The sequence below is a fragment of the uncultured Polaribacter sp. genome (assembly GCF_947495205.1).
In the GTDB taxonomy this organism is placed as follows: Bacteria; Bacteroidota; Bacteroidia; order Flavobacteriales; family Flavobacteriaceae; genus Polaribacter.
Genome location: NZ_CANLXV010000002.1, coordinates 244,635 through 261,861, shown reverse-complemented (window position 1 = coordinate 261,861; position 17,227 = coordinate 244,635). Strand labels below are relative to the sequence as shown.

Annotated in this window: 9 protein-coding genes; 1 reads left to right on the top strand and 8 read right to left on the bottom strand. The window is 31.4% G+C overall.

Features of this window, described 5'->3' with window-relative positions:
• Window positions 1-58: 58 nt before the first annotated feature.
• Window positions 59-823, top strand: a complete 765-nt coding sequence (locus Q0762_RS03215; RefSeq protein WP_298763481.1) for a DUF1080 domain-containing protein — start codon at window positions 59-61, stop codon at window positions 821-823.
• Between the two features lie 194 nt (window positions 824-1,017).
• Here the strand turns inward: Q0762_RS03215 and Q0762_RS03210 are convergent, their stop codons facing one another.
• The 8 genes from Q0762_RS03210 to Q0762_RS03175 form a co-directional block, all read right to left on the bottom strand.
• The gene (locus Q0762_RS03210; RefSeq protein ID WP_298763480.1) at window positions 1,018-3,501 is read right to left on the bottom strand and encodes a heparinase II/III family protein; all 2,484 of its coding nucleotides are present in this window, start codon (window positions 3,499-3,501) and stop codon (window positions 1,018-1,020) included.
• A 7-nt stretch (window positions 3,502-3,508) separates the two neighbouring features.
• Window positions 3,509-4,921 (bottom strand): sulfatase, encoded by a 1,413-nt coding sequence (locus Q0762_RS03205; protein ID WP_298763478.1) that lies wholly within the window; start codon window positions 4,919-4,921, stop codon window positions 3,509-3,511.
• A complete protein-coding gene (locus tag Q0762_RS03200) occupies window positions 4,914-6,533 on the bottom strand; it encodes a sulfatase-like hydrolase/transferase (RefSeq protein WP_298763476.1) in 1,620 nt (539 codons plus the stop codon). Before Q0762_RS03200 ends, Q0762_RS03205 begins: the two co-directional genes overlap by 8 nt.
• A 43-nt stretch (window positions 6,534-6,576) precedes the next feature.
• Window positions 6,577-9,138, bottom strand: coding sequence for a T9SS type A sorting domain-containing protein (locus Q0762_RS03195; RefSeq protein WP_298763474.1), 2,562 nt, complete (start codon window positions 9,136-9,138; stop codon window positions 6,577-6,579).
• A gap of 283 nt (window positions 9,139-9,421) precedes the next feature.
• Entirely contained in the window at window positions 9,422-10,951 is a 1,530-nt protein-coding gene (locus Q0762_RS03190; RefSeq protein ID WP_298763472.1) for a sulfatase, read from the bottom strand.
• 6 nt (window positions 10,952-10,957) lie between these two features.
• Complete coding sequence (locus Q0762_RS03185) at window positions 10,958-12,292, bottom strand: sulfatase-like hydrolase/transferase (protein ID WP_298763470.1); 1,335 nt, start codon at window positions 12,290-12,292, stop codon at window positions 10,958-10,960.
• Between the two features lie 8 nt (window positions 12,293-12,300).
• Window positions 12,301-13,740 carry a BNR-4 repeat-containing protein gene (locus Q0762_RS03180; protein WP_298763468.1) on the bottom strand — a complete coding sequence of 480 codons (1,440 nt, stop codon included), beginning with the start codon at window positions 13,738-13,740 and terminating at the stop codon, window positions 12,301-12,303.
• Complete coding sequence (locus Q0762_RS03175; RefSeq protein ID WP_298763466.1) at window positions 13,740-17,222, bottom strand: glycosyl hydrolase; 3,483 nt, start codon at window positions 17,220-17,222, stop codon at window positions 13,740-13,742. The genes Q0762_RS03180 and Q0762_RS03175 overlap by 1 nt, the downstream gene beginning before the upstream one ends.
• Between the last annotated feature and the right edge of the window lie 5 nt (window positions 17,223-17,227).

The window sequence follows — 17,227 nt, the reverse complement described above, 5'->3', positions numbered from 1 at the left end:
AATACACAGTATATTTAAGTAGAGGTAAAAAAGAGAAATAAACATTAAAAAAACAACAATGAGAAGAATTCAATATTTAACCTTATATGTATTATCAGCTTGTTTTATCGTCTGCTTTTTAGCTTGTGAAAATAAAAACGATAATGACTTTACACCTATTTTTAATGGTGAAAACCTAGAAGGTTGGAGTGGAGATAAAACGTATTGGTCTGTAAAAGATGGTATTTTAATTGGAGAGGTTACCCCAGAAACTATTTTAAAAAGCAACTCTTTTGTGATTTATGAAAAAGAGCAACCTGCTAATTTTGAATTAAAATTGGCCTATAGAATTTCAAAATCTGGAAATAGTGGCGTAAATTACAGAAGTGAAAAGATTAAAAATAAGCCTTTTGCTTTAAGAGGTTATCAATCTGATATTGATGGTAAAAAACGATTTGTAGGACAAAATTACGAAGAGAAAAAGCGTACTACGCTAGCTTACATTGGCGAAAAAGTTATTATTGAAACAATGCCAGATAGCATACCAACTTCAAATATTAGAAAAAACGTAAAAAGAAACTGTTGGCAAACCAGAAGTGTAGTAAATTCTTTAGGAAACAAAAAAGAATTAAAAGCGGTTATTAAAGATAATGATTGGAACAACATGCATTTAATAGTAAAAGATAACCTAATGCAGCACTATGTAAATGGTGTTTTAATGAGTGAAGTTAAAGATTTGGATGAAATAAATAGGTCTAATAAAGGTTTTATTGGTGTTCAAGTTCATGTGGGGCCACCAATGAAGGTGGAGTATAAAAACATCCTACTAAAAAAACTGAAGTAACCAAAATATATTTTATTCTCTAAGGATGATTTAGACACTAAACTAACAAGTGTGTTGGTTTTAAAAACTCAGGATTAATAAATCCTGAGTTTTTATTTTTAAGAATTTTCGGGTGCTAAAACTTTTTTAAAAGTTGCAATTAATTGTATTTGAGAAACAATTGTAAAACCCAAAAAATGCTACAATATACTTTTTTAATGATAAGATTTAAAATATGCTTTTGAAGAATTAGTAGTAATTTCTGTGTTTTTGAAGATTAATTTATCGCCTTCACCTATGTAAATACTTTGTAAGGTTTTGTTTTCATTTAAAGTAATAACCGCATAAGATCCTTTAAAATAAATGTCTTTATTTTTAAAAACTTGGTTTTTAGATTGCGTAATTACATATTGAAATAAATGTGCATTAGGAGTTTTACTTTCTATCACTAATCCTTTATAAATACCATTTTGCTCTAATTTTACAACTGATTGTATGGTTGGTTTTTCTTTTTCATTATAAGGCTCATAAACTACTACAAATGGGTTTTTCCAAGCCTCTCCATGATTTCTTATTACAAGTGTTGGTGTTGGCAATTTATCATAAGGTTTTGGAGCCTTAAAAGTGTGTGGTGCCTTTACTTTGGTGTACGTTCTGTTTTGAAAACCTGGCATATGCAATTGCATAAACAAATCATCTCCTTTTAACTTTTTTACATTAAAAGTAGCTTTTACAGTATTAGCATATGCTTTAGAAGTTTTTACATCTTTAAAAAAGTGCCATCCTGGATTTCTATAAGATCTTCTTGTCCATTTTAAACGAGCACTTTCCATGTATCTATTTGGTGTCTTTTTTAGCTTTAAATCTTCGTTAGAAAAAACTAGTTTATCACCAATGTTATGATACAAATAATCATGATATTCATTTGGTAATTTAGATTTAGAACGAAATACATCAACATAATAACCAGTTGTTGGCGATGTTCTAATTAAGCCTAAAGTTCTTTCTTGAGTTGCTTCTGCTTTATCTCCACCAGTATCTTCAAAACTAGTTTGACTGAAAGAAAAGTTTGGTGCAACCCCTTTTTCCCCAACTTTAGGTTCTACTGAAATCAACTGAACCGTGTTCATTCCTAAATTTACCCAACCTCCTTCACCTTGTGAAGCTCCGTTTACAATTACTGCATTATGTGCAGCAAATATTCTGGAGTAATTTTCATGAATATCTTTGCCGTATTTACCATTTCCATTATCTACTCCTAAAACTTGTCCTTCTCCGTACAACTCTATGTTCATACCTTCTGCATGACCATGTACCATGGCTGCTCCACCAACAAAACCCATTAAACCATCTTTAGGGTTTTTTGTACTGCTTATGTTTCTTTGCATTACAATACCTGCATGGTATACTCTGTCTGTTCTTGGCAGTTGTATGGCAACTGGTTTTTCATCAACAGTATTGTGCCAAAATAAGGCCTCTATTTCATTTCTTTTGTATTTCCCTTTTTGGATTGCATTTTTTAAAAGTGATCCAATTTCTTGTGTAATTTCTTCTAAATTATACATTTTTGCCAAGGTATATGCATTGTCAAAAGCTTTGTAAGGTGCGCTTCCTTTTCTTTTTCCATCTCCCCATCTTACAATTTCGTTATTTGGATATACAAAATAATCTAACCTTGGTAAAGCAAATAAAATGTTTTGGTATTGTTTTGCTAAATTTAAATCAGGATTATACCTGCTTATAACCAGCATTAATTTGGTTAAAATTGATGTAGAATGATTTAAATAACCCGATGTTTCTGGCCAAATATTGCCTTTATTTTTAAAATTTTTTGCCATTACGTTTAGGGCGTCTTGGTTTTCTGTGTTTTCCGTTAAAAAATAAGACAATAATTTTTCGCGTTCATTTTTATCATCCATAGCCAAAGCATTATAGACCAAACTTGGTGCTTCTAAAACGGAATGATTAGAACCAGTATGCCCATAATTTATAGTAATATCTGCATAAGTTCTGCATACGTTTTGAAGTTCATCAATAGGAAAAGATACTTTTTTATTTTGAATGATATCAAATGCATTTCCTCCATTTTTAAGATAATTTGCCACAAAATCATAAACTAACGGAACTTTATAACCAATTACACGCACTTCTCTAAAACCATCATAAGGAAATAACCAACCACCTCTACCATGCCAATCTGATAATTTGGATTTCTGCACAGATTTTACAAAAGAATACAAAATACTACTTGCCATATACGCGTATTTTTCATCTTGCGTAATAAAATACATTGTGCCACAATCTATACCGATTTGCAAATAGTTAATTAGCGCTGCTGCTGGAGCCCATTCTTTATCCGTAGCATTGTCTAAGTTTTTATGTTTTCCGTTTTCTACATGATCTGTTTTCAAAAAAGGAGGGAAGTCGTTTTCTTTTCCTTCTAGCCAATTAAAAGGCAGATTTTTAAGGTATTTTTTTGGGCTTTGGTAAAAATCATCGATTTGTAAATCTGTTTTTTCTTTTAGATTTTTATAAATTTTAGATGCCCAAGGTGCTGTTTTAATTTTATCTAAAACTGTTTGTCTTTCTGAAGCCTTTACTAAAATAAAAGGACGTTCTACTTTTTGACCATACGTTCTTCCATAAAAAGAAATGGCTATGAATAGCAGTAACGTTATGTTGTTTTTTATAAAATTCATAGTTGTTTTATTTCAAAAAATCTTTTCCCCATTTTGTTCTTAATTCTAAAGCAAGTGCTTTTACTTTTTCTTTGTAGGCTGGTTTTTCTGCTAAATTATCTAATTCTAATGGATCCGTTTTATGGTCAAACAACATTCTGGCATAAGCAATACCATCATCTTTTGTCCATTCTGTATAAAATAAATCGCCTTTAATTAAAGTTACAGCATCTTTAAATTTACTAACTGCCCAATCTTTTTGAGAACTTTCTCCGTTAATAATTGGTACAAAACTTTTACCTTCTACTGTGTTTGGAACTTCTAAGCCAACCAATTCGGCTAAACTAGGATACACGTCTATATACTCTGTAATAGCTTCTGTTTTTGTTCCTTTTGTTTTTCCAGGAACTTTAATAACTAAAGGAGTTCTTAAAGCAGTTTCAAAAGTTACATGCTTGCTCCATAACTTGTGGTCTCCTAAATTCCAACCATGATCTCCCCAAAGAATTACAATAGTGTCGTCTTCTAATTCTAAACGTTTTAATTCATCTAAAACCAAACCAATTTGGGCATCAACATAACTTACACAGGCATAATAACCGTGAATTAATTCTTTTGCTAAATCTTCAGGTAAATCTCCTTTTTTAGGAATTGTTGCATATTTTCGTAGTTCTCCAAAATTATGAAAGGCTGCTTTAGGAGTTGTTTTAGGTTGTTGATAACTTACAGGAAGTTCAATTTCATTTCTATCATACAAATCCCAATATTTTTTTGGCGCATTAAAAGGCAAATGTGGTTTTACAACTCCCATTGTTAAAAAGAAGGGTTGGTTAGATTGTTTTAGCTTTTGTAAATCTTTTATTACTTTTAGAGCTAACTTTCCATCTAAATAAGTAGAGTCTGCTGTTGCTGCATTTTCAGTTGGCATTCCTCTACCTTGTTTTTTACGAAATTCAAAACCTTTTTCTGTAGCGTATCTCCAACGTCTTGCAGGTTGCCAAATCTCATTCCAAGCATTTTTATCATCATTTTTATGATGATAAATTTTTCCGTTAGAAATGGTGGTGTATCCGTTTTGTTTTAATAATTGTGGAAGTGAAATTCCATTAGGATAATCTTCATCCTTTTTTGTATTATGGTCTATAAATCTATTTCTTGTTGGTCTTGCACCTGTAAGCAAGCTTGCTCTTGATGCACCACAAACAGGGATGTTGCAATACGCCTTGTTAAACACCAAACTTTGTGAAGCTAATTTGTCTAAATTTGGAGATTTAATGTGTTTTGCCCCATAAAAATTAAGTTCAGGTCGCAAATCATCAACAGCAATAAATAAGATGTTTTTTGGTTTGTGATCTGCTGTATGTATAGCTTCTTTTTTTTGAACTTTACAAGCGGTAAAAAGAATTAAGAAACCAATGAAATAGAGGTAAATTTTACTCATTCAAATATTTTTTAACTTCATTTAATTTAGGATAAGGTACTTTTTTTCCATTTTTAACCCAAGTTCCTGTTGGAGCGTTTTTTGTTTTTAACCAAGCTAACATATCAGCATTCATTTTTAGAGCAATTTCCATTTCTGCTGAAGTAGGGTTTTCTAAAATATTTCTTTTTTCAAAAATATCTTTAGTGATGTTATACATTTCAAACTCGTTTGCTTCGTAAAAATAAAAAAGTTTGTAATATTCGTCTTCAATTCTTTTTTGAATTAATGTTGATGGGGAAAATCTTTCGTCCATATATCCTGGTAAATGCCAAAATAAATTCTCTCTTGAAATTCTTTTTTCTTCACCCGTTAAAATTTTTGCAAAAGATGCACCATCATATTTAGGTGTGCTTCCATCTTTCTTTTTTAGTGAAGTAATATCCACGCCTGTTAATGCTGCTAAGGTTGGTAAAAAATCAATACAATGTACTGCTTGATTGGTTACTGATTTTTCTTTTATCACATTTGGAAATCTAAAAATTAATGGTACTCTAATTCCGCCTTCAGTCAAGTTTCCTTTTTTACCTTTTAAAGGTGTGTTGTTAAATAGACCTCCATTATCAGAATAAAAAATAAAAATGGTATTATTAGTAATATCGTCTTCATTATTACCATCTCCATTAGGATCTTTTAAAGCATTGTTTATTTTTCCGACATTTTGGTCTAACAATTCAATCATAGAGGCATATTCTGCAATTCTTGGTTTTAAGCCCCTTTTCAGATACTTTTGTGTTAAATCTTTTCTGCCAGTAACATCTGAATGTACAGCGTGAAATGGCACATACAAAAAGAATGGATTTTTAGCATTTGCATTTTCTTGAATATAATCTACAGAAAAATCTCCAATAGCATCTGTAAGGTGTTTTGGAGTTCCTTTTAAAAGCGATATATCTCCTTGATTTTTATAAGGTTTTAAGACGGTGTTGATGTATTCTTCATCATAGGGATTTGCATATTTATCTACAAATTCTGAATTAAAGGTCCATCCTTTTTTATCAGAATTCAACGCTAAATAAAAAGATTTTGTTCTTTTTCCGTTAATGGGTGCTGCTATAATATGGTGAATATCTGCTGGTAAATCAATGCCATAATCGCCCTTTAAAGGATGTGGTGTTCCATGACTTTTGCCTACTAAAGCAGTTCGATATCCTTTTGTTTTTAATACATCAAAAATATTAATTCCATCTTCTGCAATAACCTTTTTTTGCTTAAATGGTTCTATGAGTACATTAGGAAATCCTTTGGTTCTTTTGTCTTGTCTTTTTAGTGAACCTACATTATAGACCTGATTATCTACTCCTGTTGCATATTGACCACTAATTAATGCTGCCCTTGATGGTGCACAATTTTGGTTGGTATAGGCATTGGTAAAAGACATTCCTTGAGAGGCTAATTTGTCTATAACAGGAGTTTCATATGTTTTAGAACCTTTGTTGCCATTTGTACTACCAGTGCTTACGTCTGCCCAACCTAAATCATCTGCAAATATGAATACGATATTTGGCTTTTTTTGATTTGTTTCTTTTTTCTCTGGTTTTGATGAGCTACAACCTAATAAAAAGAATGTCAAAAAAATGACTTTTAATATTTTATACACTTCATTCATTTTTCTTTTAATACAATAATTTGCTAAAACTATTCTTAATCTTTAAAATATACATTCCTTTTGAAAAATTAGAAATATCAATTGTTTTTCCATTTCCAGAAAGTAATTTAGCACCATTAATGTTGTAAACTTCCCAGTTTTGATTTGTTGTGTTTTTTAGATTAAAAACGCCATTGTTACTTGGGTTTGGATACACTACAAAAGCATCTTTTACTTGATTTTCAACTACGGATAAACTTTTTTGCACAAATACAGCTTTAATATTTACATCTGAATTTACAGTAAGTGTTAATGGGTTTTCTGTACTTTCTATATCTCCTGTCCAGCCTGTAAACTCCCAATCGCTATTTGCAATAGCATTTAAATTAAATACTTGTCCGTTAAAAGAGGTGCCACTTTTGTAATTTATTAAACCATTACCTTCTTTTGTAATGTTTACATCAAAAATTTCGGCATTTGCTTTTGGTTTAAATTCAATTTTATCAAAAACCATACTACCTGTATTTACTCTTTCATACACTTTAAACTCTTTAATAATACCTTGCCATTGAGACCAATTTGTTAAGTCTACATTTATAGTATGCCATTGGTTGTCATTAGGAATTGTAATCTTTAATCTACCAGAAGCAAATTGAGTACCAGGTATATTTGCTGCCATTTGAATGCTAGAAGCGGCTGTGTTATTTTTAACAACTAACTCTAAAGTACCATACAAATCTGAGTTGATATTTAAATTTGTGTTTGCAGCCATAGGAAATGCAAATCCGTTAGAAAAATTTAACGTTAATTTGTCATCTTCTGTATTTACATTCATTCCAGTACTAACAGCTGTCCATGGAGAAAAATCTTCTGAAGTTGTCCAAACCACAGTTGCAGGCGTAATGGTTTGTGTAAAATAATCTTCTGTTCTAAATTCAAATTTTTGAAAAGCAAAAGAAGCAATTTCTGTATTAGTATTTATCATTGAACCTGCTTTTCCATCGGTTTTGGCAGTAGTTGTTATACTTTTCCAGTTGCTAAATTCATGCGGATTTGGGTTTTCATAAGCCTCATAAGCCGCAAAACCAGCTTCTGTTAAAATTCTGTCTGGGCTTCCTTTAGCATCAAAACCATTTTTTACAAATCTTGAATTATTTATTAAGAAATTTTGAAGTTTGTTGTTGGTTTTATCATAAGAAATACTTCTATAATACAAAGTGGTTTCTTCTGGTAAAGTAGATGCGAAAAACAAATTTACCGTCTCCTTTTCTCTATAAATTAAAGAATTGTTGTTGTAATTATAAATTAAAACATCATATTCTGCAACATCTTCTTTTTTTGCAAAAAATGCATCGATATCATTTGTAGCTATTTTTGGATTACCAGAAATAGTTGTTGTGTAAAGCATTTTATCATCCATTGCATTTAGCATACTAATTGCTGGTGGGTCTTGTGAACCTGTTCTATTACCCCATCTGTAAATTAAATCTAAGCCTTTGTTTTTATTCTTATAATAAATGTTAGAAAAATAGAGTTCTACAATTTCTGCATGCGAAGTTTCGGCATTAATAAAACCTCTATCATCTGCGCCATCTATTGTGGTTATAGTTGCGTATTCCATAAGATCTATGGTTGCATTGGCATTCCATTTTGGGTGGTTTACTAAATCTGCGAACAATTTGTTATACTTTTCTTTCATATTACGCAAACCACTATGGCCTAAAATTACATAATCTGAAACCCCCCAAAAGTCATATTGCAAATTATTATCTGCAGCATATTCAATTAAATCGGCAGCAAAAGAGGCAAAAGGTTCTCCTTTATAATTTAAAACAGTACCATTTTTAAATAGAAAATCTGGAGCTCTAGTATGTAAACCTATTTTTGCATTTGGTAAAACTGCTCTTACAGCTTTTTCTGTATTTTCAAAATGTTCTATAAACTCTTGTTTGGTACCAAACCAATGATCTGGAGTTTCAATTTCTGAACCCACTCTAAAACGCCAAGACAAAACCTTTTCTTCGCCATAGGTATCAACCAACTTGGTTATTAAAGCTTTTATATAATCGTGATAAGCTTGTTTGTCTTTTGGTGGTAAAGAATTTCCATAAATGGATATTTGCTCATCTTCTCTAAAATTTACATTATCTCTAGTGCCTGTTGGAATAAACGTATAACCATGTTGAAAGGCCCATGAAGGTTGGTCTAATACAATTTGATGAATTTCTGTTTGAGAATTGATAATTTTATCTAACCTGTCTAGTAAAGGTTGAAATCGATATACGTATGTATTGTTAATAGAATCGTATAAACAGGTATCAAAATCTAAATCTTTTACATTTTTACCATTAACTGTTTTTTTGATACCACCAATCATTCTAACGGTATTCATTTTAAGACCAGGACGAACGTTTGAACCATTTGTTGGACTAATTCTGTTAGCTATTGACCAAATATTGTGTATTGGTGTATTTTTTTGATTATCATCTGTAAAATCTGTTGACAATGTTACTTGGCCTGTTATAGAAGATAAACTGCATATATATAAAAGAAATACGAAACTGTATTTTATTAATTTTTTGGATAACATATATTTTAATTTTTCGTTAAAAATTTTGTGTAATATATGTGAAATTACTTTTTTTTTTGATAAAAAGTATCCTGAGGTGTCTGAACATCAGCACGTAAAAAATGTAATTTTTAAAATTGGTTTTCAATAATTAGCTGTTTTACAGCTTGAATTCCATTTTTAGCAAAATCTTAATGTGTAATATTTAGCGTATTTACAATTACTAAATCCAACAAAACATCAACTTCTCATTTTATAATATTTGCAGTTATATATTTCAATTAATGCATAGTTTTAATTACAATTATCTATCTGCGCCAATTACTTCTACGGGTTTCTTTTCTTCACCATTTACACGTGCTTTTTGCTCAACAAAATAAGGCTGAAAGGTATAAGAAGATTCTTCATCCCAAATCATATTTACTTTTGGTAGTAACCCTTTCATTTTTTCTATTTGAGCAGTATATTTTGGGTTTTTCGCTTCATTATTCCATTCATTAGGATCAGAAGTATGATCGTAGAATTCTTCAGTACCATCCTCATAACTAATGTATCTGTAATTATTAATTTTTACAGCGTGGTTATTCATCCCAAATGTTGTAATTGCATAAGTATTCTCTGTAATTTCATCACTTTGCATCATATTTACTAAACTTTTTCCTTCATTTTTATTGTTGGCAGACAAACCACTCAATTCTAATAAAGTAGGGTAAATAGATAACATTTCTACAGGAGCATTTATTTTTTTTCCTTTAGGTAAATTAGGTCCAGCAAACATTAATGGAGCTTTTGTAGCTGTTTCCCAAAGTGCGTGTTTTGCAAAAGTTCCTTTTTCGCCTAATCTGTATCCATGATCAGACCATAAAACAATAACGGTATTGTTTGCATGTTTGCTACTTTCTAAAGCATCTAAAACTCTACCTAACTCATAATCTACATAACTAATACAGGCCAAATAAGCTTGCACAATTTTTTTCCATTCGCCACTTTCTTTAGCCCATTCTGTAGAAGGCATCATAGGTAAATCGTTAATATGCAAACCTATTTGAGGAATATCATTTAAATCATCTGATTTATAAGGTGGTGTTTGAATGTCTTCTAAGGGATACAAATCGAACCATTTTTGAGGTACGTATAAAGGTACATGGACACGCAAAAAACCAAGTGCCATAAAAAAGGGTTTGTCATAATTTCTTTTTAACCTTTCTGCAACCCAATTTACAGATTTATGGTCTGGCATTAAGGTGTCATTTTCTGGAAAAGCTCCCCAATCTGTGCTCGTTCTACCATATTTCCCTTTATTTTCTTTTGATTTTGATGTTCCAAAACCATCCCATACAATTCGTTCTTTAGGATATGGTCCAAAACCTTTAACACGTCCACCAGATTCATTAAAAACGCTATCAGGTGCATGAATGTGAAATAACTTTCCAATTCCCATGGTGTGATAGCCATTTTGCTCAAAATATTCTGGTAAAAAGGTAATGTCTTTTGTGGCTGGATTTTCTGGTCTTCTTATTTTATTGTCTGGTGTCATTCCATAAATACCAGTGGTTGACGGGCGTAAACCTGTCATTATAGAAGCTCTTGAAGGACCACAAAGAGGTGCTTGAACATGGGCATTGGTAAAGGTTACCCCCATTTTTGCTAATCTATCAAAATTAGGTGTTTTTACATTAGAGAAATTTGTAATAGGACTAATCCAATTATTTAAATCATCAACAGCAATAAAAAGCACATTGGGTTTTGCGGATTTTACTTCTTCTTTTTTATCGGTTTTACAAGCACTTAATACAAATATGCTTGTTAATGCAAGGAAATATATTTTTTTCATAATGTATTACTTTGATCTAAAGGCTTTAATTTTTTCTTGTAAATCTTTTACAATTTCCGGGTTTTGATTTGCAATATTATTCTTTTCAAAAGGATCTTTATCAATATTAAACAACTGAATTACCTCATTTTTCTTTCTTACAGAATCTGGAACAATGATTTTATAAGGAGGAAAAATTGCCATATTGTAAAACATACTATTTTCAATACTTTCAAAATCATGTGCATATACTTCACCAAAAACACCTTTTCGTTCGCTTAATGCTTTTTCATTTAAAACATTAATTCCTGGTAGGTTTCCTGGTTTTTCAATATCTAATAATTCCAATACAGTAGGCACCATATCTATACTGCTTGTAATGGTTTTTGTATCCATTTTTGGTGTTATTTTACCTGCCCATTTGTACATTATTGGCGTACGAATTCCTAAATCATAAGGTGCACGTTTTGATGTTTTTAAATAACCACTTTTATTAGGGTCTTGTTTCCATCCATTATCACATACATATACAAACAGAGTGTTTTTTGTTAAACCCTTATCATCAATTAAATCAAATAAGTCGCCACAAGTTTCATCAAACCACTCGCACATTGCCCAATATTTTGCTAGGTATTTAGAATCGGTTTTCTTTTTATATTTTTCATATAAACGCTTTGGTGGTGTATGTGGTTTATGAGGTAAAAACGGTGCATACCATAAAAAGAAAGGTTTTTTCTCTTTAAGCGATAAATTTAAATAACTATTAATGGTATCAAGACCTTTTCTTGCTATTTCTAAACCATAATCGCCATGTCTTCCTCCTCTTTTTGGATTTCCATGTGTCATTCCATAATCAAAACCACCAACTTTATGGTTTCCATGCCACCATTTTCCTGTTTGGAATGATAAGTACCCTTTTTCCTTTAACAAATCTGGCAATGTAGTTTGTTTTTCAAAAGCCTTAATAATAGGTTTATATGCTTCGTTTCTGTTTTTTCTACTTTCCTTCTTATCTTTTAGTTTTTTATAAACATAATCGTTACCTAAAATACCATGATCTTTTGGGTATAAACCAGTAATTATTGTTGCCAATGATGGGGAACATAAAGGTGTTGGCACATAACTTCTTGTAAACGTTAAACTCTCCTTTGCAAATTGATCTAACCTTGGCGTTTCAATATTTTCATCGCCCATAAAACTGTAATCTGTCCAAGATTGATCATCAGAAAGAATAAATACAATATTTGGTTGATTTTGAACTTTTGTTGAAGCAGCTTCAGTTTCTTTTTTAGTTCCTTTTCCGCAAGAAATTAATATGCTTGCTGCAACTATTGCTAAAGTTAGTTTTTTACTAATTTTCATTTTAAATTCTATTTTTTAGTTAGATTTATAGTCGGTTTATCAAATACGGTTTCTTCTTTATTTCTTTGAATTGGGCCATGATCACCCAATAAATACATTTTTCTAAAATCTGTTCCTTTTACTTTTTCGCCTACAATTATTCTTGCATCAGGATGTGGATTGTCTATAAGCGTAGATATTACAAATCCTGAGTTTTTTCGTTCTAAAAAAACCTTTTCTTTCTGAAACGAATTTCCACCATCAAAACTATCCCATCTGCTAATTTCTCCAACATCATTGCTAGTTTCGCTTTCTAGATAAATGCTAACTTTTGTTGCTGATGTTACTTCTATATCTCCATTTCCTCTTGGTAGATTTGAGTTTTTGCTTTGTAGCCAAGTATTTCCATCCCATCTAAAATGTTGTAAACGTTTAGGACCACTTCTTTTTGCTCCTACATCTGGCCCAACCAACATACATACTTGTGGGTTTCCATTTGAATCAACATCAGCTATTCCTTGAAAAGTCCAATCACTAGGTATTTTTTTAACCAGAGTTTTTTGGTCTGCCATTTCTTTGGTTAAAGGCATTTCTAAAAGTTCATTTTTAACATTTTTCCATTCTTTTGCTTTGGTATCAAAAACCATATAATACACATTATGTCTTTCTGGTATATGCCCACGTGCGTCTTGTGCGTTTTTGTTATCTCTACAAATATGGTAATCAAATGCTACAATAATATTATCTCCATTACCTTTACTCACCCAAGGATACCAAGAATCTTCTGCTTCAATCTCAGTTCTTCTTTTGTGTTTTAAAAACGAAACCGGTTCATCAAAAGTAACACCATTGTCTGTAGATTTTTGATACACCCAATTGCTTCTATGCGCTCCATGTCTATAAAATAGGTAAATATCTCCATTGTCCATTTTTACAAACTGACTGTAAGTACCAAATAATGAAATGTTATCTAGTGTTTCCCACTCAGAAATATCGAAAGGTTTTTTAGAAACAGCATGTAAATTTTTTCCATAACTATAATTTCCTAAAGGATTTTCGCCATGTTTACGCATTCCTCCATGACCGCCAAATGCAATATGAATATAGCCTGCATCGTCAATTAACAATGCTGGTTTACCATGATTGTCTATATTCTTTTTACGGTTTGGCTCTTTTCCCATTTCACTAACACCAGCTTTAAATGGTCCTTTCCATTCTTTGGTTTTATGATTGTAGGATGCCACATAAGGGTCTTCTAAAGGACCTTGATACGCCACATACGTAATCCCTTTGTGATAAACACCAGAAGGATGTTGCACAATAGCTACTGCATTCCCAAAACCATTATCAGCAAAATAATCTACTTTTTTTTCTGAATTTTTATTGTTTGAAACATCCTTTTTTGTGGCATTACAACCAAATAATAAAAAGCATAAACTTATTTTGAGTAGATTTTGTTTTGTAATCATTATTCGATTTTTAATACTTTATTAATATTGATTTGTACTGGTCCTAATAAACCAGATGTTAACAACGCATCATTTTTACTCCAATGTTTCCAAGAAGAAAAAGTTGTGCGTTTAGATGGACGTTTTGTATTATTTAACAACCAATCTGGTAATTTTTTTATTTTATTTCCTTTACGTTCATAATCTAAAGGTAACTTTTCATCACCAATTAATCTGTTTGGCCACAAGTTGGTAACTTTTATGGTGACTGTGTTTTTTCCTTTTACTAGAAAGTCGCTAATATTTGTTCTAAAAGGAGTTTTCCATAAAGTACTTACTTTTTTTCCATTGATGCTTACTTCTGCAATAACAGCAACACTTCCTAAATCTAGTTCTAAACTATTTTCTGGTTGTAACAATTCATCAGAAATTATAAACTCTTTTTTGTAAGATGCAGTTCCAGAAAAATGCTGAATATTTTCATCTTTATGATGAGACCAAGATATTAATTCGTTAAATTTTACAATCTCCGGGTTTTCTTTTTTATGCGGAAAAGTTACCTCCCAAGAATTGGATAAATCAATGGGTTTTGGTAGGGCTTTTATTGCTACAGTTTTTGTTTCTCCTGAAACATTACTGTAGGTTAGTTTTCCTGCAGCAGGTGTTATCCATTTGATAGCGTTATTTTCGTAAACTAATTTTGGTTTTGTTTTATCTTTTGATAATTTTAAAATCTGATTTTTAGGAACATAAATAGTTCTTTCTTCACCATCTGTAACAAACGTAATTTTTAAAGCTATTTTATTTCCTGCAGGTATTTTATTATCAATTAATTTATTGGTAACAGCAATATTATATTTTCCAGAAGCTACTTGTTTTTGTATCTCTTTTGTGATGTCATACGTTTTGTAATTCTCAGGAATTCCCTTAGTTTCTCCTTTAAATTTTCCAAAAACAGCTTTCAATACTTCTAATTTTTTATTGCCTGCATCTATTTTAATATGTTCTCGTTCTTCAGCAACTAATTGCTTTTTTGTAGCTCCAATTAAATATTCCATTCGAAACTCTTTTTTATAGCCCATTGCAGGATCGCAATCGCAAAAAGCACGCGACATTTTAAAATCTAATTTCCCGTTTTTTATGGTGCTATTAACTTTGTCTGTAATATCAATTAAACCTTCTTGTAAAAATGTACCATATTCAGCTTTTACAATTTCTAAGTTAGCTAACGGTGCTACTTTTTGTTTTTCTAATTCCATTTTAGCAGTTACCAAATGGTTTTTATTTGAAGGTTTTTTAAAGATGATAAATACAGATTCTTCAGTTCCCAAATGCAAAGGCACTGTGGTAGTACCATCTTCATTTTCTTTAAAAACAACAGCATCTTCAATGGTTCCTTTTTCTGAATTCCAAAGTTCAGGTTGTTTTCCAGCAACTCTAAAACGTACTGTAACATCTCTAGCTTCTTTTCTGGTGTTTGCCATAAAATAAATATCAGCTTTTGCTGTTTTTCTATGGATGAAACTCAGGTCTGTTTTATCGCTACTTTCAACTTTAATATCGGGTATTTTTTCGCTTAAAACAGTTTCAATTAAAACATCTTTTACCAAACCAGAAGTCCATAATGCTTCAACTTCATTTTTAACAATAGCATCATTATTTGGGTAATTTGTTAAACTTGGCGATTTCGATGGTTTTTTACCAATAACTTTTGCGCCACCAGCAACCAATTCTTTTACTTTTTCTAAAGTTTCTGGTTTTATCAAATCAGATTCTGGTAATACTAAAATGTTGTATGTATTTCCTACGGAAGAATAAATAACACCATCTTTAACGGTTAAATCTTTTAATTTATTTGCTCCAATTAAATCATAATCGAATCCTAATTTTTTAATTTGTGGCATTAAAAAAGCAGTATTTGGTGATGATTCTCCTGTAAACACTAAAACATCAGCTACATTTTTACCTTGTTGCAGCAAAAATTGAGAGCGAGCAATATAATCTAAAAATGATTTTCCTTGATTCCACCAAGTATTATTTCTATTAAGATCATAACCATGATAACTTAAAGCCATACCAGGAGCAACATCCCAAGGTTGATGTACATAAGAATGAAATATAAAACGACTAATTCCTTGCGCCCAAGCTTGGTCTCCAATTGATTTTATAGTTGCTGGGTGTTTGATCCAACCACCAATTCCTGTAAATGCTTCTGCACCAACAATAGCACTGCCATTTAAATGTGCAATAGAAGAAACAAATTTTGCAGAATCAAAAAACGGGTAACCACCACTCCAAAACTCACACATTACAATGTCTCCTGTGGCACCAACTTGCATATTATCAAAAGGCCCCCAATAAGGTTCTACAGAAAACTGCATTCCGTTTTTATGACATAAATCTGCAAAATATGCGTAGTAATTTTCGGAAATTAAATCGCCAATGGTTCTTCTAAAATCCCACAAAAAACGTTCTGATATTTCTCCACTTTCTACATAATAACCAGCTAACGTTGGTAAATAAGCGGTTAAATCATAACCTCTTAAACTCTCAAATTGCGTTTCAAAACCAGTCGTCCAGTTGGTGGTTTCTACTTCATAACTATCAATTAAACAATTATTTACAGTTGTTCCTATTAAATCGCCTAACTTGTCAATTATAGGTTGTACGCCACCTTTCCAATAGGCATCAACTGCTGTTTTACTCATTTTATCTACTTCTAAACCTCTAGCTTCTGGTGGTGCAGGACGATTTTGAGTTCCAATTGGTGTGTGTCCAAATCTTAAAATAACGAATTCTCCAACTGGAGCTTTCCATTCTAAGATTCCTTGTTCAGATACTTTAGAAGTTACATCAATAACCGTTTCTTTTGAAATAATTGATTCTTGTGGAATCACTTTAGTATCTGGTAATAAATGATTTCGAATACGTTCTGACAATATTTTATAATCTAAACCTTCTATTTTTTGAGTTGCTTTGGGTTTTGGAAATGCTAAAACTGCAATGTCTTTATAGTATTCATATTTTGTTTGAGGTTTTGGTAATTGTACTTTAATTTCTTTTCCGCCTTTAATATTTAATTCACTAAAAACTACGGTTTGCATCGCGTTTTCTTCAGTAACCCAAGGCCCACCAGAAGAAGACCAACCTGCGCTGTTGTGAAATGCCAATTCTAAATCCAAACGTTTGGCTTCTTCCGCAGAAAATTTAAATAAGTCTAGCCAATCTTTACTTAAATATTTAGCAGGTCCTTGTGGAAAACCCAAATGCACATTAAACAATTGTGCTTCTTGAATACCAACAGCTTTCATAGCTTCCAAATCTTTTGTAATGCCAGATTTAGATACGTTTCCACTAATCCAATGCCACCATGTTCTGGCTTTTGCTGCGTTTGGCGGATTTTTAAATCCTTCTTCTAAAGTTAAAGTTTGCGTATCTTTTTCTGAAGATGGATTGCATCCTAAAAATAAAAATAGTAGAATTAAAACGGCTATATTTTTCATTGTAT

Coding starts and splice junctions, on each gene's coding strand:
- Q0762_RS03175 (WP_298763466.1), bottom strand. CDS start 17,222: ATGAAAAATATAGCCGTTTTAATTCTACTATTTTTATTTTTAGGATGC.
- Q0762_RS03215 (WP_298763481.1), top strand. CDS start 59: ATGAGAAGAATTCAATATTTAACCTTATATGTATTATCAGCTTGTTTT.
- Q0762_RS03195 (WP_298763474.1), bottom strand. CDS start 9,138: ATGTTATCCAAAAAATTAATAAAATACAGTTTCGTATTTCTTTTATAT.
- Q0762_RS03185 (WP_298763470.1), bottom strand. CDS start 12,292: ATGAAAATTAGTAAAAAACTAACTTTAGCAATAGTTGCAGCAAGCATA.
- Q0762_RS03205 (WP_298763478.1), bottom strand. CDS start 4,921: ATGAGTAAAATTTACCTCTATTTCATTGGTTTCTTAATTCTTTTTACC.
- Q0762_RS03190 (WP_298763472.1), bottom strand. CDS start 10,951: ATGAAAAAAATATATTTCCTTGCATTAACAAGCATATTTGTATTAAGT.
- Q0762_RS03180 (WP_298763468.1), bottom strand. CDS start 13,740: ATGATTACAAAACAAAATCTACTCAAAATAAGTTTATGCTTTTTATTA.
- Q0762_RS03210 (WP_298763480.1), bottom strand. CDS start 3,501: ATGAATTTTATAAAAAACAACATAACGTTACTGCTATTCATAGCCATT.